The sequence below is a fragment of the Metabacillus schmidteae genome (genome assembly GCF_903166545.1).
GTDB classification, from domain to species: Bacteria; Bacillota; Bacilli; order Bacillales; family Bacillaceae; genus Metabacillus; species Metabacillus schmidteae.
The window spans coordinates 3,689,534-3,707,907 of the sequence record NZ_CAESCH010000001.1 but is presented as its reverse complement, the minus strand read 5'-3'; the positions used below and the strand labels follow the sequence as shown (position 1 = coordinate 3,707,907).

Below are 18,374 nucleotides of genomic sequence, written 5' to 3'. Positions count from 1 at the left end.
ACGGTGATAAAGGTGAGTAAAAGAGCAGAGAGAAAAATTGAGCATATTCAACATGCCTTGTCTACAGGACAAGAACTTACAAATGGACTCGAAGATATAACCTTTGTTCATCAGAGCTTACCAAATTTGTCTGTTAACGATATTGATTTATCAACCCAAATTGGCGAACTTACTCTAAGTTCGCCTCTTTTAATAAATGCGATGACAGGCGGCGGTGGCGAAGATACAAGGATTATAAATGAAGCACTATCGATGGCTGCAGGTGAAACAGGTATTGCAGTAGCTGTTGGTTCCCAAATGTCCGCTATAAAAGACAAAGGGGAGCGACCTTCATATGAAATTATGAGAAAGGTGAATCCTAAGGGGATAATTCTGGCGAACCTTGGAAGTGAGGCAACCATTGACCAAGTGAAAATTGCAGTCGACATGCTTGAGGCAAATGCCTTGCAAATACATTTAAATGTTGTTCAAGAACTTGTGATGCCTGAGGGTGACCGTGACTTTAAAGATGCGTTAAAAAGAATTGAAAGCATCACTAAAAATATTTCTGTACCTGTTATTGTAAAAGAGGTTGGCTTTGGGATGAATCGTGAAATGGCTTCTAAATTACACGAAGCTGGCATTTCAGCGATTGATATTGGAGGCTATGGAGGTACAAATTTTTCAAAAATAGAAAATCTTCGCAGGCAACGGGTTCTATCTTATTTTAACTCTTGGGGTATTTCAACTGCAGCATCAATCGCTGAAATACATAGTTTTAACAAAGATATATCTATTATCGGTTCAGGAGGAATTCAATCAGCTCTTGATGTAGCAAAAGCAATTGCATTAGGTTCATCAATGGTAGGTGTAGCTGGTCATTTCTTAAAAATCTTTATAGAAAAAGGATATGAAGATTTAGTCCAGGAAATAAAAGAAATAGAAGAAGATCTAATCCTTATTATGACAGCTCTTGGTGTAAGGAATACATATGAACTCAAACATGCACCATTAGTTATTACCGGTCAAACACATCATTGGTTAACCGAAAGAGGTATTAATACCACAAAATATAGTCAAAGATAAACAAAGTAAGAGGAGAACCTATTTTATATAAGGTTCTCATCAAAATGTAGACAAAGTAACATTGCTAGCCCCTCAGACTGATTGCTAACGCTTGCTTTCGAGGCACGAAGCCTTGTGAGGAGCGGAGTTACCGGGGGTGGTAATGAGCACACCGCAGCAAGGTGAGTAACGAAGAAAGCGAGCGTTTGTCAACAGTCTGAGGAGAACCTATTTTATATAAGGTTCTCCTTTTTTAATCTATTTATTACGTTTTCGTGCTGCTTCAGGACCTTCTAAAGTTGTTGCTCCTGGATAATTTAATGATTGATCTCGATCAGATTCTACGTGTTTACTTTCCCTTAATTTTTTTTCTTGACGGTCTTTACCCATTTTATTTCCCCCTTTAATCGTTATATTTCATTTTTTGTTTTTTTTCGTTCATTCATGCCTACTATTTTTTTCTAATATTCGATTAAACATAATGAGAAATAGACATAATGGGAATAGTAGGAGGAGTGAGATGGAAGGTATCTTTTTTTATTGGATCATGTGGTTGGTTTGGATCTTCACAACATTTATGATGGATAAAAATAAAAAACGTTTAACAGTGAGTATTTTTATTTTAATTTCGATTTTATTAAGTAAGTGGTATTTAGTTATTTCTACTTATTCCATCAATATGACATTATTGTTTTTTTTATTTTTAGGATATTATCTGGCTGTAAATCTTAATAAGTTAAAATTGGTTTCATTTTATTTAACGAGTTTATCACTCACCTTTGCTTATTCAGGTATTATGTTATTTAGAATTTATGATCCAGTTTGGTTTATTTTTGATGTTCGTTTTATTATTGGCTTTATCATAAGTATATTAGCGATTTATTTAGGACGTACTTCTATTGAACGATTTTCTTTGTACGTAATTTCCCTGTGTCAAGGAGAATGTCTATATTGGATCGTTCTGGGACAATTTCATGATGTATTAACATTTGGAACACAATCCTTTTTAGATATGTTGTCAATTGGCTGTCTCATCATCTTTTTATGGAGTGCTGTACAACATCTTACTATTATGATGGAGAACTCTATAGGAAAGTTGCAAAAAACAACAAAGGAGAAACAAGGATAAAATGAATGAATACACTTTACCAGTTTTCTTTGGTGTCATAGTAGGAGTTCTTACAAGGCTTCATATGTTAAGAACTGATTACCGGCAATATCCAACATATTTACATGGGAAAATTATTCACATAGCATTGGGGTTTATTGCTGCAGGTCTTGGTACAGTTGCTGTACCTTCTATTATGGAGGAAGATTTTACGGCAATCACGTTTTTGACTCTTGCTGCATCACAATTTCGGGATGTCAGGAATATGGAAAGAAACACGCTGACTGTATTAGATGAATATGAGCTGGTCCCAAGAGGAAATACATATATTGAAGGAATTGCTATAGCATTTGAAAGTAGAAACTACCTAGTTATTTTCACATCACTTTTAACGACCTTTGCCTATTTAGTCATTAATGTATATGCAGCTATTATTGTTGGGATCGTTTGTTTTTTGATATGTCGTAAATTGATGTCAGGTAGTAGAATGAAGGACCTTGTAGATATTGAATTTGTTGAGCCCCATTTTGAAGGTGCAGGTTTATTTGTAGATAATATTTATATTATGAATATAGGGATACCTGATAAACAAAAAGCAGTACTTAAATATGGAATGGGTTTTGTTTTAACACCCAAAAATGAAAATTCTCGAACGACGATTGCGAATCTAGGTCAACGTCAAGCGATATTACATGATGTTTCAACTGCGTTGGGTGTTGTTCGGGACTCTGGAGAACCATCATTAGTTCCATTAGCGAAACGGGATCTCGGAGATGGCCGCCTTGGAGTATTTGTTTTACCACAAGACCATGATGTTGATAAAGCTATTCGCGTTATTGGAAATGTACCGACCCTTGAAAATGCAATTAGAATGCCGTCTGAAGCGAAATCAAATCGTCGAGGAGGGGAATAATGAGTGCGATTGAAAAATATATACTTGCCATTATAACAACAGATAAAACAAAGGCAGCAGGTGGGACAGCAATTTTTATATGTAAAACAACTGAAGAGATGAATTTCTATGCTAAAAACCTTGAAGCAATATTAGATGGCATCGCACACGGTATTGGTGATGATATGTATGTCATCGTCAAACACTAAGTTGTGATTTAAGGAAATGTTTGATAATATATAAAAGTTAAGCCCTTCTTAATAATTAGAAGGGTTTCTTTTATAAGATCAGTCTGAAGGATTAAATTGAAGAAAGAGTCTTATTTCAAATGAAGTGGCGAGAGCCGTTTTTTAATAAGAGCCTATTTTGCATTGAAGTGATAGTTTATTATTTGAAAAATAAGCTAATGACTACATATATAGAGTTTCGTTGTTTAGTTTGAGATAGAGAGAGTCTCATGTTAGATGAAAGATTTTATTAAACTTTTGTATAGGTAACATCACCATAATGTTGCACTTATTTGCAAAATGAGTTTATTTAGTTAGGGAAGGTGTATTGTATGGCAAAACCAGTAATAGCAATTGTAGGAAGACCGAACGTAGGAAAGTCAACAATCTTTAATCGAATAGTCGGTGAACGTGTTTCAATCGTTGAGGATATACCAGGTGTTACTAGAGATAGAATCTATAGTTCCGGTGAATGGTTAAATTATCAATTTAACATAATTGATACAGGTGGAATTGATATTGGTGATGAACCTTTTTTAGCACAAATACGACATCAAGCTGAAATTGCCATTGAAGAAGCCGATGTGATTGTGTTTTTAACAAATGTGCGAGAAGGAGTAACTGCAGCAGACGAAGAGGTTGCAAAAATTTTATATCGTTCAAATAAACCGGTCGTTTTAGCAGTTAACAAGGTCGATAACCCGGAAATGCGCGCAAATATTTATGATTTTTATTCATTAGGCTTTGGAGAACCTTTTCCAATTTCAGGATCACATGGCTTAGGATTGGGAGATTTATTAGATGAAGTAGCTAAGCATTTCAAAAATATGGGGTCAGATGATTATGATGAAACGACAATAAAGTTTTCTTTAATTGGACGGCCAAATGTAGGGAAATCTTCCCTTGTTAATGCGATTTTAGGAGAAGACCGAGTAATTGTTAGTGATATTGCAGGAACGACTAGGGATGCAATTGATACAATCTATAAATATGAAGGACAAGAATTTGTAATTATCGATACAGCGGGTATGAGAAAAAAAGGGAAAGTATATGAAACGACCGAGAAATATAGTGTTTTACGAGCTTTAAAAGCAATTGATCGTTCAGATGTTATATTGGTAGTAATAAATGGAGAAGAAGGAATCATTGAACAGGACAAGCATATCGCTGGATACGCTCATGAAGCAGGCAAGGCTGTAGTTATTGTCGTAAACAAATGGGATGCTGTTGAAAAAGATGAAAAAACAATGAAGGAATTTGAGGCGAATATACGTGATCATTTTAAGTTTTTAGACTACGCTCCAATCGTCTTCTTATCTGCAAAAACGAAAAAAAGAATCCATACATTAATGCCACACATTATACTAGCTAGTGAAAATCACTCAAGACGTGTACAAACAAATGTGTTAAATGATGTCGTGATGGATGCTGTTGCAATGAACCCAACACCTACACATAAGGGGAAACGATTAAAGATCTTCTATACTGCTCAAGTGGCTGTAAAACCGCCTACTTTTGTTGTATTTGTTAACGATCCGGAATTAATGCATTTTTCATATGAGCGATTTTTAGAAAACAGAATCAGAGCAGCTTTCGAGTTTGATGGGACGCCAATCAAGATCTTTGCTAGAGAAAGAAAATAATTGATCCATTATCTAAACTGACATAGTCCATGTTGAAGAAATGTTCAATATTTTCAACATGCCCCACTGTGTCTTTGGATCGAGTCATTAATTTTCAGATAAAGGGCGTGAAATTATGGAACAAATAACAGTATTAGGTGCAGGTAGCTGGGGAACAGCACTTGCTATTGTGTTAGCTGATAATGGACATCATGTTAGAATATGGGGCCATCGTCCTGAATTAATTAAAGAGATTAATGCTACAAAAAAGAATGAAAAGTATTTACCAGGTGTAGAACTTCCGACTAATATTGAAGGATATTCTAATCTTCAAGAAAGCTTGAAGGATGTTAAAACAGTCGTGTTAGCTGTTCCGACAAAAGCGATTAGAGATGTATTGAAAGATATGCAAGAGGTCTTAAAGGAACCTGTCACAATTGTACATGTAAGCAAAGGGATTGAACCGGATACTTTACTTAGAATTTCTGAAATTATTGAACTGGAAATGCGTGAGGACCTATTAAGAGATGTTGTGGTACTTTCAGGTCCGAGTCATGCGGAAGAAGTGAGCCAAAGACATATTACAACAGTAACTTCCTCATCAAATAATATGAAGGCAGCTGAATACATACAGGATCTTTTTATTAATCAAAACTTCAGAGTCTACACGAACCCTGATATTATTGGTGTTGAAATAGGCGGAGCTCTAAAGAACATAATAGCATTGGCAGCAGGAATTACCGACGGACTCGGTTACGGAGATAATGCCAAAGCAGCACTTATCACTCGTGGTTTAGCTGAAATTGCTCGCCTGGGAAGCAAGATGGGAGGGAATCCTCTCACATTTTCCGGATTAACTGGAATTGGTGATTTAATTGTTACTTGTACAAGCGTTCATTCAAGAAACTGGCGTGCAGGTAATTTGCTGGGCAAAGGCCATAATCTTGAGGAAGTACTTACAAATATGGGTATGGTTGTTGAAGGTGTTAGAACAACAAAGGCCGGCTTTCAATTAGCAAGAAAGTATGATGTAAAAATGCCGATAACTGAAGCTTTATATGATGTTCTTTTTAATGGAAAAGCACCTAAGGAAGCAGTTGATGCCTTAATGGCACGTGTAAAGACTCATGAAATGGAAGATCTTGTGAATATTATGGAAAATCGATAATTATTGATGTGACAATTGTCAATGATTTTGCATAAAATACCAAGAAACAAAACAAAGAAACATATTATCCTATAAGGTATTTACTGCTTGCATAAAGTGGATTGCAGGTTTTGAAACTCAGGTTCCTAAAAAGCCAGTTCATTAACCGAAAATAGGAAAGATTAGTGGCTATAATAGGCATTAGAGGATACAAAAGCTTCTTCTTCCGCATAAAATGCATCGTAGTCAAATTAGAGTTGTTCTTATTGTTGGGTACTATTTAGTCGTTTACCATGTGCTGAAGTAAAGTTCGTCCCCTCTTTACTTCAGTTTTTTTCTGTCAAAATATTATTAAATATGAAGGCTATGCAAATTTAACATGGCAACGCTAAAAATTTTTACTGTAATGAAAAAGTTCAGTGTTGTACATATTAGAATTTACGGGATTTTTGGACAAGCAATTAGAAGTATAATATAATCGACGGTGAGTCTGTAAAATGGTAACTGTGTAAAAGTGCACCATTTATTAGTCATATCTTACATATTGGACAAGTGATCATATCGTTTAAAGTTGTTGTAAGGCGGTTGTATTAAGCGTTGTCAAAAGGAGGAATAAGATGAGTCCGGCGTTAATGAAGATGTGGATTTCATTTGCATCAATGGGATTTATGTTTATCTCGATCATACTTATTTATTTTAGTCGTTTTAAGCTGAAAGGTTTATTTAAAGCAATAGTAACAATTTTAGCCTACATCTTTATGATTCTAGCAGGAATTATTATTATATTTGTCGTATTTACAGGACCTGTTTCAGAATAAATATATGTTAAAAGGAAGTTATTGACTATGAAGTTGTCAAATACACTCTTAATAATAGTAAGCTGTTTCTTATTGACAGGATGCTTATATCCTGAAGAAAGGCTTCAAAAAAATACCATACCTTATAATGATCAAATACAGGCAGTACAAACCTCAATTGATCAATATCAACAAGATACAAATGGTTTATTGCCAATTAAAACAAGAGACATGTCAACGCCAATTTATCAAAAGTATCCGATAGATTTTTCTGCTTTAATTCCAAAATATATGGCCGAGCCACCCGGTACTGCTTATGAAACTGGCGGAATTTATCAATATGTCTTAGTTGATGTAGAAGAGGATCCAAAGGTTAAATTAATTGATTTAAGAATGGCTGAGGAAATTCACGAGCTTAATGTGAAGCTGAATGTTTATCGACAGGCAAATGGATATCCTCCATTTAAAGATGTTATTACAAATGAAATTTATACATTAGATTATGAAAAACTTGGTTATAAAGAAGATCCGATGGTTGAGAGTCCTTATTCTGGAGAACTATTGCCATTAGTTATTGATAAAGATGCACAAATTTATGTTGATTATCGAATTGACCTGAACCAAGCGCTACAAGATCATGGAAACAACAACTATAAACAAGGTGACGATATTAGAGGGATATTAGTTAGAGAATATCAATTCGTGCCTGCCTATTCTCTTCCATATACAATAGATAGTAAGGGAGAGCCTATGTTTCTTATAGAAACAAATAAATGAAAAATTTAGTCATGAACCCTTCTTAAGAGAATAAACTCTAAAAGAAGGGTTTTCTTTTTCGCTTTTTAACTTAAACACAATAAGGCGATAGTTGAAAAAAATTTGGAAACAAAGTCATAAATAAATAGGACAATGTCATACATATATAGTGTCCTATAAGAAAACGGATAAGCTTTATCCCAAATTGTATGATCGGGAGGGGATCACTTGGAAAAAGTAGATATTTTCAAGGATATCGCTGAACGAACCGGTGGCGATATATATTTAGGAGTAGTTGGTGCAGTACGAACAGGTAAATCTACTTTTATTAAAAAATTCATGGAATTAGTCGTACTACCTAACATTGACAATGAATCTGACAAAGCAAGAGCTCAAGATGAATTACCGCAAAGTGCTGCTGGTAAAACCATCATGACAACTGAGCCGAAATTTGTCCCTAATCAAGCTGTTTCCATCCATGTTGATGAAGGACTTGATGTCAATATTAGATTAGTAGATTGTGTCGGCTACACAGTTCCTGGTGCTAAAGGTTATGAGGATGAAAATGGCCCTCGAATGATTAATACACCATGGTACGAAGAGCCTATACCATTTCATGAAGCAGCAGAAATTGGAACACGTAAAGTTATTCAAGAGCACTCTACTCTAGGCTGTGTTATCACTACAGATGGTTCTATCGGAGATATTCCGCGCAGAGACTATTTAGAAGCTGAAGCACGGGTTATTGAAGAGTTAAAAGAAGTCGGTAAACCGTTTATTATGATTATTAACACGGTACACCCGCATCACCCTGAAACAGAATCCCTTCGTCAAGAATTAAATGAGAAATATGATATCCCTGTATTAGCAATGAGCGTTGAGAGCATGAGAGAAACAGATGTAATCAATGTTCTTAGAGAATCTTTATATGAGTTCCCGGTATTAGAGGTAAATGTGAACCTGCCTAGCTGGGTTATGGTATTAAGAGAGGATCATTGGTTAAGGCAGAGCTATCAAGAGGCAGTTAAAGATACAGTAAAAGATATTAAGAGATTAAGAGATGTTGATCGAGTTGTTGGGCAGTTTAGTGAATATGACTTCATTAACCGTGCTAGTTTAGCTGGGATTGAGATGGGTCAAGGTATAGCAGAAATTGATTTATATGCTCCTGATGATTTATATGATCAAATCCTAAAAGAGGTTGTAGGAGTCGAAATACGTGGAAAGGATCATTTACTTCAATTAATGCAGGATTTTGCTTATGCAAAGGCTGAATATGATCAAGTGGCTGATGCGTTGCGAATGGTTAAGCAGACAGGATATGGTATTGCAGCACCTGCATTAGCTGATATGAGTTTAGATGAGCCTGAAATTATCCGCCAGGGTTCCAGGTTTGGAGTAAGATTGAAAGCTGTTGCACCTTCTATCCATATGATTAAAGTTGATGTGGAATCAGAGTTTGCTCCGATTATTGGAACAGAGAAGCAGTCAGAGGAACTTGTACGATATCTAATGCAGGACTTTGAAGATAATCCATTATCAATTTGGAATTCAGATATATTTGGGAGAAGCTTAAGTTCAATCGTTCGAGAAGGAATCCAGGCAAAACTTTCGTTAATGCCGGAAAATGCAAGATATAAATTAAAAGAAACACTTGAAAGAATTATCAATGAAGGTTCCGGTGGATTAATTGCAATCATTTTATAATGATTTGACCTCTGTATAAGGGGTCTTTTTTTATTCCTTCAGAAAGAATGTATTAAATTGTTACAATCAGAAATTATGAAATCTGCCTAAATACCATCACAAGAAAATTAGTTTTTTCTTCAGTTTTAAGAGTGATTTATCCAGAAATAGGAACAAACGCTCGTGAAAATAGTGATAAGCCTTGATATCATTGGTTTTTTATTTTGTTTCTACTTGATTCGCCTGAATGATTATGTTAATCTTTTTACAGAAATTCTTTTCTCTATTGGTCAATTCTTCCTAAATATCCAATCATCATGATGAAAATGATTGAATTATGTAGAAAAATCGTTTAAGATAAGCGTGTTGCTAACAAATCATGAACTATCATGTATACAATTGATGAAAACTGTGAAGAAATGAAGACTAATAAGAGTTCCATCCCTTTGGGAGGAGGTGAAAGGCATGAATAAAACAGAACTTATCAACGCAGTAGCAGAAGCTAGTGAATTATCTAAAAAAGACGCAACTAAAGCAGTTGATGCTGTTTTCGATACAATTTTAGATGCACTAAAAGATGGTGATAAAGTACAACTTATCGGTTTCGGTAACTTTGAAGTTCGTGAGCGTGCGGCTCGTAAAGGTCGTAACCCACAAACTGGTGAAGAGATTGAAATTGCTGCAAGCAAGGTGCCTGCTTTCAAACCAGGTAAAGCACTTAAAGACGCTGTTGCAGGAAAATAAGTTGATTTGTCATGTAATGACTATTACATACAAGCTTCTTTAAGAAAGCCCCTTTTTATAAGGGGCTTTTCATTTGGATTGAATTTAGTAAATATGATCAATTTTAATTATGGTTTTTGGTATCTGAAACAGAACTGTTCGTCTAGTCTTATTTTGCTTTTCATATGATGAATATGCTAGAATCTGAATCAAATAAATGATCAGGAGGCTAAAGGGATGGTGCAAGTAGATCATGAAAAAATTGAAAAAGCTGTTACTTTAATACTTGAAGCAATTGGAGAAGATCCGTCCAGAGAAGGATTAGTAGACACACCTAAAAGGGTGGCTAAGATGTATGCTGAAGTATTTAGCGGCTTGGGCGAAGATCCTAGTGAACATTTTAAAACAATTTTTGGAGAAGATCATGAAGAGCTTGTATTGGTCAAGGATATCCCATTTTACTCAATGTGTGAGCATCACTTAGTTCCTTTTTTTGGTAAAGCGCATATTGCCTATATTCCTAAAGGTGGAAAGGTAACAGGGTTAAGTAAACTTGCTCGAGCTGTAGAGGCTGTTGCAAAAAGGCCTCAACTACAAGAAAGAATAACTTCAACTATTGCTGAATCCATAATGAGTTCACTTGAACCTCACGGAGTTATGGTTGTCATTGAAGCGGAACATATGTGTATGACAATGAGAGGTGTGAAGAAACCTGGATCACAGACAGTTACATCAGCAGTAAGAGGAATTTTTCGGACTGATGAAGCATCTAGGTCAGAAGTGCTCTCACTTATTAAGGGATAGTTTAAAGAGATAGTTCAGCTCATTTATTCAATAAACATTTTTATGAGTTTTCTCTATTAGAAAATGGTATAATGTATAATAGAATATATAGTTAAACTGTAAAAACAGGCAGGTGCAAGTATGAATCAAAAAAATGATTTTGTAGTTATTAAGGCAATTGAAGACGGTGTGCATGTTATTGGCTTAACAAGGGGCTCTGATACAAGATTTCACCACTCCGAAAAGCTGGATAAAGGTGAAGTGATGATTGCCCAATTCACAGAACATACTTCAGCTATTAAAATACGAGGAAAAGCACAAATTCAAACGGCTATTGGGGAATTGGAAAGTGATTCTCGTAAATAGTTCTCCGATTATATCGTGTTAGGTGAAGAGTGAGATTAAGGTGATTGTTTTGGAGACGCTCGCCTTTTGATCGTTCATACATTTAATAAAAAATATTAGATCGTGCAATGATGGTGGGAGCAGGCGTACTGTACACTCTAATCTCATAATGATTATAGGAATACCATATTTAAAATGAAAAATAAATTTGGATTATGCTATAATTGAATTTGTTTAAATTTATTAATAACATAGTACAAGATGATAAATAAATGTTTGAAACCGTATAACAGTGGAGTAGAGGTCATAGAAAATGAGTTTTAAATTTGTCCCCTTTTCCACATATGCAGTTTCTTACTAGCCAAGTAATGTCTATATAAGAAGAGAAGGCTAGTGAGTAGTATAGAGATAAAATGTTAAATTGGGGACAAGGGTGATATATTTGCAGGACTTAGAAGTACATTTAGCTAAATTGAAGAAAGATTTAGAGGAGAAGCTCGAACATCCTTTTTTAGTCAAGCATTTACCTTCACCCAAGATTGATGAAGATAAATTGCTACTGCTATGTGCGATTTTTGATGAGATAGACCTTTCAGAAGAAGTAAGGAGAAGCTATATATTGACGGCTATACTTGTTCAAATTGCCCTTGATACACATGATGATGTTTCAACCAATCTCACTATTAATTCCGAAGAGTTTATACAAAGACAACTAATAGTCTTAGCTGGTGATTACTTTAGTGGATTATATTATTTATTGCTTTCCGAAATAGGCGATATCAAAATGGTTCGAACGTTAGCAATGGCAATTAAGGAGATTAATGAACATAAAATCAGACTATATCATGATCATAATTTGAAATTGATCTCTATGATGAATAGTCTTCAAATTGTTGAAACAAGCCTATTTCAACATATAGCCGATCATTTCAAACTTAATTCTCTTAAGGCATTTAGTATAGATTTCTTAACATATAAAAGACTATCTCATGAGAAATCTCAACTTATTAGAGGGTTAAAACGAAGTCAATTTTCAATAAGCTATTTAACAGATGCGTGTAATATGTATTTTGATAAATCGATTTCACACCTTCCTACAGCATTTCTAAGAGGACCTGGCTATAGAGATCTTTTATTGGATCGTCTTCATTCAATCCGTTTTCACGATTGCATTTTAAATGAGAAAAAGACAGTGGAAGAAGGGTTATAAGTATGGGTCAGTCGAAAGAAGAAAGAGTCCATGGAGTTTTTGAGAAAATTTATGAAAATTATGATCAAATGAATTCTGTCATTAGCTTCCAGCGCCATAAAGCATGGCGAAAAGAAACAATGAAACGAATGAATGTTAAAAAAGGACATTCAGCATTAGACGTTTGTTGTGGTACAGCAGACTGGAGCATTGCCCTAGCTGATGCAGTTGGTCCAAAAGGAAGTGTAACAGGTCTGGACTTTAGCCAAAATATGTTGAAGGTTGGTCAACAGAAGGTAGAACAGCTGGGATTGCAAAATGTAAGATTAATTCATGGCAATGCTATGCAACTTCCTTTTGAAGATGATAGTTTTGATTTTGTGACGATAGGATTTGGTCTACGGAATGTTCCGGATTACATGCAAGTATTGAAGGAAATGAATCGAGTATTAAAACCAGGTGGAAAGGCAGTTTGTTTAGAAACATCCAAACCAACTCTGCCGGTATTTAAGCAATTCTTCAATTTGTATTTCCGCTATATCATGCCACTATTTGGGAAAATTTTTGCGAAAAGCTATAATGAGTACTCATGGCTTCAGGAATCTGCACGTGATTTCCCTGGAATGACTGAACTAGCAGCTATGTTTAAAGAAGCAGGCTTCAACGATGTTCAAGTTAAGGCCTTTACAGGCGGTGTTGCAGCGATGCATCTTGGTGTTAAGGAAAAAGAAGAACGTAGATAAAAATGAGGGGTATGACCACTTTTCTGTAGTGGTCATTCATTATTATAGGGTCCTCTTTATACATAACAATGAATCGGAGTTTAAGGTGAAAACGTATGAAATTAAAAGCAATGTACTCTTTTTTAAATAATGACCTTAATATAATTGAACAAGAATTAGAGAAAACGGCAGTTTCAGAATACCCTTTATTGCGGGAAGCGAATTTAGAACTTCTAAAAGCAGGTGGTAAACGAATTCGGCCGGTGTTTGTTCTGCTGTCTTCTATGTTCGGAAACTATGATATTAACAGAGTTAAACATGTAGCCGTTACGTTAGAAACAATACATATGGCTTCACTTGTTCATGATGATGTTATTGATGATGCTGAACTGAGAAGAGGTCAACCAACTGTAAAAGCAAAATGGGATAACCGAATTGCTATGTATACTGGGGATTATCTACTGGCAAGGTCACTTGAAATGATGACAAATATTGATAATACTTTAGCTCATAAAATCTTATCACAAGCCATAGTAGATGTATGTCTTGGTGAGATTGAGCAAATTAAAGACAAATATCGATTTGACCAATCACTTCGTACATATTTAAGAAGAATAAAGCGTAAGACGGCGCTTTTAATTGCTGTAAGCTGTCAATTAGGAGCAATTTCCTCAGGGACATCTGAAGAAATTCATAAGAAATTATACTGGTTTGGTTACTATGTTGGCATGTCATTCCAAATTACAGATGACATTTTAGATTTTACCTCTACCGCAGAGGAGCTCGGTAAACCGGTTGGAAGTGATCTCTTACAAGGAAATATCACTTTACCTGTGTTGTTTGCTCTTGAAAATTCATCTATTAAAAAGGAAATTGAAAAAATTTCAATCGATACAACAGCTGGTGATATAGAGCCGGTTTTAGAAATGATTCTTTCGTCTGGAGTTATTGAGAAATCTGTCCAAATAAGTGATCGGTACTTGCAAAAAGCCTTTCTAGTACTAGAAGAACTTCCGAAAAATAAAGCAAGGTCAACCCTATATAGCATTGCGAGATATATTGGAAAAAGAAAATTTTAAATTTTATTTTAAAGATCTCCACCCTGTTATTGCAATCTTATACCCTGCATGATATGATTTTTTTGGGTATGAAAGCCTATACATAAATTTTCTATGGGGTGGAGAATATATATGGAAAAAACATTTTTAATGGTTAAACCTGATGGGGTACAACGCCAACTTATTGGGGAAATTGTTAGTAGATTTGAGAGTAAGGGTTTTCATTTGGTTGGTGCAAAATTGATGACTATTCCTGTTGAATTGGCAGAACAGCACTATGGAGAACATAAGGGCAAACCTTTTTATGAGGAATTAGTAAAATTCATCACTTCTGGACCTGTCTTTGCAATGGTCTGGGAAGGTGAAAATGTCGTGGAACTATCCAGAAAATTAATGGGGAAAACAAATCCTAAAGAGGCAGAACCGGGAACTATACGCGGTGATTACTCAATGTATGTAAGTAAAAACATCATTCATGGTTCAGATTCAAACGAAAGTGCTGAAAGAGAAATAAATCTATTCTTTAACGAAAATGAACTAGTAAACTATAATAAAGCAATAAGTAGCTGGATTTATTAAAATATAAATGTAAAAGGGGTTTGAATGTGAAAATTCAAACCCCTTTTTCTATTTAATTACATGTTTCGGCATTTTTCTAAAAAATTGAGCAAATTCAAACAAATTTAAGATATACTATATAGTATTATTGAAATGTTATTTTGACACGTTTTAGGAGAGTTGACAATGGTTGACCAGGATTATGAATTGTTCATAAAAAATATTAAAAGAAAATCAGGAATCGATCTATCTCTTTATAAAGAAGCACAAATGAAAAGAAGGCTGGTATCACTTTATGAAAAAAGAGGATTTACCAGTTTTACTGGTTTTTTTGAAGGGATATCTAAAAAAAGTGAATTATATTATGAGTTTTTAGATCGGATGACGATTAATGTATCAGAGTTTTACCGGAACTATAAAAGATGGCAAGTTCTTGAAGAAAAAATTTTACCTTCTCTTATAGAAAAAAACGGTAATATAAAAGTCTGGAGTGCTGCTTGTTCAACAGGTGAGGAACCGTATACTCTTGCCATGATTCTATCAAAGTTCATGCCCATTTCCAAAGTAAAGGTTTTGGCAACTGACATTGATGAGAATGTTTTAGCCAGAGCAAAATTGGGAATTTACCCTGAGCGTTCCTTAAATGAAGTGCCCGAAGATATCAAAAAGAAATACTTTAAGAAAGATGGTACTAATTATGTAGTTAGTGAAGAAATCAAGAAAACAGTCCAGTTTAAAAAACATAATTTATTATCTGATTCTTTCGAATCTAATTTTGATTTAATTGTTTGTCGAAATGTATTAATTTATTTTACAGAAGAGGCAAAAGAGAAATTATACTCAAAATTTAGCCAAGCATTAAAAAAAGAAGGCGTTTTCTTCGTGGGTAGTACAGAACAAATTTTTAATGCAGACCGTTTTAATTTAAAATCTGCAGATACATTTTTTTATCAAAAGAACTAAAACTTGCTATTTAATTTTAAAAAGTTATGTTATATTTATACTTAAAAGCGTTAGTGCGTTGAAGGGAGAGAGAACAATGAGATATTTAACAGCTGGAGAATCTCACGGGCCTCAATTAACTGCTATTGTAGAAGGTGTGCCGTCAGGATTAAATTTAACAGCAGAAGCTATAAATGTTGATTTAGCGAGAAGACAAAAGGGATATGGTCGAGGCAGAAGAATGCAAATTGAAAAAGACCAAGTACAAATTTTAGGTGGAGTAAGACATGGAAAGGCGCTGGGTTCACCAATATCTTTAGTTGTCGAAAATAATGATTGGAAACATTGGACAAAGATCATGGGGGCAGAGCCAATTTCAGAAGAAGAGGAAAAAGAAGTAAAACGCCAAATTACTCGTCCTCGTCCTGGTCATGCGGACCTTGTCGGTGCAATGAAATATGGTCATCGAGATATGCGTAATGTTCTCGAGCGCTCCTCGGCACGTGAAACGACCGTAAGAGTAGCAGTTGGGTCGTTAGCAAAACAAATCCTATCTGAACTAAATATTAAAGTTGTTGGTCATGTATTGGAAATTGGTGGAGTACGCGCTGAAAATATAAATTATCAAAATACTGATGATTTATTGGCAGTGACTGAGGAGTCTCCTGTAAGATGCTATGATCGCGAGACAGAATCAAAAATGATGGAAGCAATTGACAATGCAAAGGCAAATGGCGACTCAATTGGCGGTGTAGTTGAGGTTGTTGTGGAAGGTTTACCGGCTGGTATCGGTAGTTACGTACATTATGACCGTAAACTTGATAGTAAAATAGCAGGTGCTATTGTTAGTATCAATGCGTTTAAAGGTGTTGAATTTGGAATCGGGTTTGAAGCAGCACGTAAATTCGGCAGTCAAGTTCACGATGAGATCATCTGGTCTGAAGAAGATGGATACACAAGAAAAACGAATCGTCTAGGAGGATTTGAGGGAGGCATGACTACTGGAATGCCAGTTGTTGTAAGAGGAGTAATGAAGCCAATTCCAACTCTTTATAAACCCCTGCAAAGTGTGGACATTGAAACCAAGGAACCGTTTACTGCAAGTATTGAACGTTCCGATAGTTGTGCAGTTCCTGCAGCAAGTGTAGTTGCTGAAGCTGTTGTAGCCTGGGAAATTGCTAATGCGATCGTGGAACAATTTGGTACTGATCGTATGGATTTAATTAAAGAAAATATTGAAGCAATGAGAAAACACACGAGGGATTTCTAATGCAATCAATTAAAGTTAAAACAACAGATTTAGAGTATCCTGTGCTTGTTGGTGCAAATGCAACAACTGAACTTACGACGATTCTAAACGATCTATCTCCATCAAAGATTTTAATAGTAACTGATTCTAATGTTGATAAGCTCTATGGAGAGAGTTTAGTTAACATGGTAAGTCCACATTACACAACATATAAATATGTTATCCAAAGTGGTGAAGAGGCGAAATCCTTTGATGTGTTTTATGAGGTGCAAACTTTTGCCTTAAAAAAGCAGTTGGATCGTAAGTCTGTCATTCTGGCATTTGGCGGTGGCGTGGTTGGAGATTTAACAGGGTTTGTTGCAGCAACATTTATGAGGGGGATCCCTTACATACAGATTCCAACAACTCTTTTAGCGCATGATAGTGCTGTTGGAGGTAAGGTTGCTATCAACCATCCAGAAGGTAAAAATATGATTGGTGCATTTTATCAGCCAAATGCAGTTGTTTATGATAGTCAATATTTAAGCAGTTTACCAGAGGGAGAATTGAGATCCGGCTTTGCAGAGGTTATTAAACACGCTTTGATTCGTAGTGAATCATTGTTTGAATTTTTAAGAAATGAACTACATGATTTACAGGATATGAATTCTGAGCGATTAGAAAAGATGATTCTGGAAGGTATTAAAATCAAAGCAGACGTAGTTTCAAAAGATGAAAAAGAGTTAGGCTTAAGAGAAATTTTAAATTATGGGCATACTTTAGGTCATGCAATTGAGGCTGAAGCGGGCTATGGGAAACTATCTCATGGGGACTGTGTTGCTACAGGAATGTTATTTGCTACTTGGTTAAGTATGAAATCTTTACAGGTTTCATTACCATATGAAGAACTTAAAGCATGGTTTAAGCAAATAGGCTTTCCAACGACTATTCCAGATTCACAAGAGACTGAGAAATTGATTAATAGAATGATCAAGGATAAGAAAACTAAAGCAAATCAAATTAAAATGATATTGCTTCAAAGTATCGGAGAAACGACATCTTTGACTTTTACTAAGGAGGAACTTCACTCATTGGTTAATGAATGGAGATCAATCGAATTGGAGGAAGACGCTTGATTAGGGGGATAAGAGGAGCTACGACCGTTACCAATGATAATGAGCAGCAAGTATTACAAGCAACTGATAAGTTGTTAAAGGAAATGATTAATAAAAACAGTATACAACCTGAACATGTAGCACAAGTTTTAATAACGGTAACAGATGATCTTATATCTGCTTTTCCTGCAAAAGCCTTGAGAAATATTGAAGGGTGGACATATGTCCCTGTTATGTGTATGCAAGAGATCCCTGTTAAAGGAAGTTTAAAAATGTGTATTAGAGTTATGATGACTGTAAACACAGAGATTGAGCAGGATAAGGTTAATCATATATATTTAGAAGGTGCAACAGTCCTTCGACCGGATTTGTCCGTTTCGTCGTAATAATTATTTGAATATTTAAAACTGTGAAATAATCAATCTTGACAGG

Annotated in this window: 21 protein-coding genes; 20 read left to right on the top strand and 1 reads right to left on the bottom strand. The window is 35.2% G+C overall.

The window, feature by feature from the left end:
• Positions 1 to 3: 3 nt before the first annotated feature.
• A complete protein-coding gene (gene fni / locus HWV59_RS18060) occupies positions 4 to 1,065 on the top strand; it encodes a type 2 isopentenyl-diphosphate Delta-isomerase (protein WP_328824304.1) in 1,062 nt (353 codons plus the stop codon).
• 237 nt (positions 1,066 to 1,302) lie between these two features.
• On the opposite strand, the gene HWV59_RS18055 is transcribed toward fni, so the two are convergent.
• Complete coding sequence (locus HWV59_RS18055) at positions 1,303 to 1,434, bottom strand: YpzI family protein (protein ID WP_175639712.1); 132 nt, start codon at positions 1,432 to 1,434, stop codon at positions 1,303 to 1,305.
• 130 nt (positions 1,435 to 1,564) lie between these two features.
• Here HWV59_RS18055 and HWV59_RS18050 point away from each other — a divergent pair, with 130 nt between their 5' ends.
• The 19 genes from HWV59_RS18050 to aroH all read left to right on the top strand — a co-directional run bounded on the left by HWV59_RS18050 (position 1,565) and on the right by aroH (position 18,328).
• Positions 1,565 to 2,173, top strand: a complete 609-nt coding sequence (locus HWV59_RS18050) for a YphA family membrane protein (RefSeq protein WP_175639711.1) — start codon at positions 1,565 to 1,567, stop codon at positions 2,171 to 2,173.
• Position 2,174: 1 nt separating this feature from the next.
• Positions 2,175 to 3,065, top strand: coding sequence for a YIEGIA family protein (locus tag HWV59_RS18045; RefSeq protein WP_102229225.1), 891 nt, complete (start codon positions 2,175 to 2,177; stop codon positions 3,063 to 3,065).
• Positions 3,062 to 3,253: a capping complex subunit for YIEGIA gene (locus HWV59_RS18040; protein WP_102229224.1), complete on the top strand. Its 192-nt coding sequence runs from the start codon at positions 3,062 to 3,064 to the stop codon at positions 3,251 to 3,253. The genes HWV59_RS18045 and HWV59_RS18040 overlap by 4 nt, the downstream gene beginning before the upstream one ends.
• A 350-nt stretch (positions 3,254 to 3,603) precedes the next feature.
• On the top strand, positions 3,604 to 4,914 hold the full coding sequence (der, locus tag HWV59_RS18035; RefSeq protein WP_102229223.1) for a ribosome biogenesis GTPase Der: 1,311 nt from the start codon (positions 3,604 to 3,606) through the stop codon (positions 4,912 to 4,914).
• Between the two features lie 115 nt (positions 4,915 to 5,029).
• Entirely contained in the window at positions 5,030 to 6,061 is a 1,032-nt protein-coding gene (locus tag HWV59_RS18030; RefSeq protein ID WP_175639710.1) for an NAD(P)H-dependent glycerol-3-phosphate dehydrogenase, read from the top strand.
• Positions 6,062 to 6,657: 596 nt separating this feature from the next.
• Complete coding sequence (locus HWV59_RS18025; RefSeq protein WP_102229221.1) at positions 6,658 to 6,858, top strand: DUF2768 domain-containing protein; 201 nt, start codon at positions 6,658 to 6,660, stop codon at positions 6,856 to 6,858.
• 27 nt (positions 6,859 to 6,885) lie between these two features.
• A complete protein-coding gene (locus HWV59_RS18020) occupies positions 6,886 to 7,614 on the top strand; it encodes a hypothetical protein (RefSeq protein WP_175639709.1) in 729 nt (242 codons plus the stop codon).
• Between the two features lie 207 nt (positions 7,615 to 7,821).
• On the top strand, positions 7,822 to 9,300 hold the full coding sequence (gene spoIVA / locus HWV59_RS18015) for a stage IV sporulation protein A (protein WP_102229219.1): 1,479 nt from the start codon (positions 7,822 to 7,824) through the stop codon (positions 9,298 to 9,300).
• Between the two features lie 444 nt (positions 9,301 to 9,744).
• Positions 9,745 to 10,023: a non-specific DNA-binding protein Hbs gene (gene hbs / locus HWV59_RS18010; protein WP_034332307.1), complete on the top strand. Its 279-nt coding sequence runs from the start codon at positions 9,745 to 9,747 to the stop codon at positions 10,021 to 10,023.
• A 216-nt stretch (positions 10,024 to 10,239) separates the two neighbouring features.
• Positions 10,240 to 10,806, top strand: a complete 567-nt coding sequence (gene folE, locus HWV59_RS18005; RefSeq protein WP_102229218.1) for a GTP cyclohydrolase I FolE — start codon at positions 10,240 to 10,242, stop codon at positions 10,804 to 10,806.
• A 120-nt stretch (positions 10,807 to 10,926) separates the two neighbouring features.
• Positions 10,927 to 11,151, top strand: a complete 225-nt coding sequence (mtrB, locus tag HWV59_RS18000; protein ID WP_026560218.1) for a trp RNA-binding attenuation protein MtrB — start codon at positions 10,927 to 10,929, stop codon at positions 11,149 to 11,151.
• Between the two features lie 412 nt (positions 11,152 to 11,563).
• Positions 11,564 to 12,340, top strand: coding sequence for a heptaprenyl diphosphate synthase component 1 (locus HWV59_RS17995; RefSeq protein WP_175639708.1), 777 nt, complete (start codon positions 11,564 to 11,566; stop codon positions 12,338 to 12,340).
• 2 nt (positions 12,341 to 12,342) lie between these two features.
• Positions 12,343 to 13,062, top strand: coding sequence for a demethylmenaquinone methyltransferase (locus tag HWV59_RS17990; RefSeq protein WP_175639707.1), 720 nt, complete (start codon positions 12,343 to 12,345; stop codon positions 13,060 to 13,062).
• A 95-nt stretch (positions 13,063 to 13,157) separates the two neighbouring features.
• A complete protein-coding gene (gene hepT, locus HWV59_RS17985) occupies positions 13,158 to 14,120 on the top strand; it encodes a heptaprenyl diphosphate synthase component II (RefSeq protein ID WP_175639706.1) in 963 nt (320 codons plus the stop codon).
• Positions 14,121 to 14,231: 111 nt separating this feature from the next.
• Positions 14,232 to 14,678: a nucleoside-diphosphate kinase gene (ndk, locus tag HWV59_RS17980; RefSeq protein WP_102229214.1), complete on the top strand. Its 447-nt coding sequence runs from the start codon at positions 14,232 to 14,234 to the stop codon at positions 14,676 to 14,678.
• Positions 14,679 to 14,843: 165 nt separating this feature from the next.
• Positions 14,844 to 15,620, top strand: a complete 777-nt coding sequence (locus HWV59_RS17975) for a CheR family methyltransferase (protein WP_102229213.1) — start codon at positions 14,844 to 14,846, stop codon at positions 15,618 to 15,620.
• Positions 15,621 to 15,696: 76 nt separating this feature from the next.
• Positions 15,697 to 16,869, top strand: a complete 1,173-nt coding sequence (aroC, locus tag HWV59_RS17970) for a chorismate synthase (protein ID WP_102229212.1) — start codon at positions 15,697 to 15,699, stop codon at positions 16,867 to 16,869.
• Entirely contained in the window at positions 16,869 to 17,963 is a 1,095-nt protein-coding gene (gene aroB / locus HWV59_RS17965; RefSeq protein WP_102229211.1) for a 3-dehydroquinate synthase, read from the top strand. The genes aroC and aroB overlap by 1 nt, the downstream gene beginning before the upstream one ends.
• Positions 17,960 to 18,328: a chorismate mutase gene (gene aroH, locus HWV59_RS17960; protein WP_102229210.1), complete on the top strand. Its 369-nt coding sequence runs from the start codon at positions 17,960 to 17,962 to the stop codon at positions 18,326 to 18,328. The genes aroB and aroH overlap by 4 nt, the downstream gene beginning before the upstream one ends.
• Positions 18,329 to 18,374 lie beyond the last annotated feature (46 nt).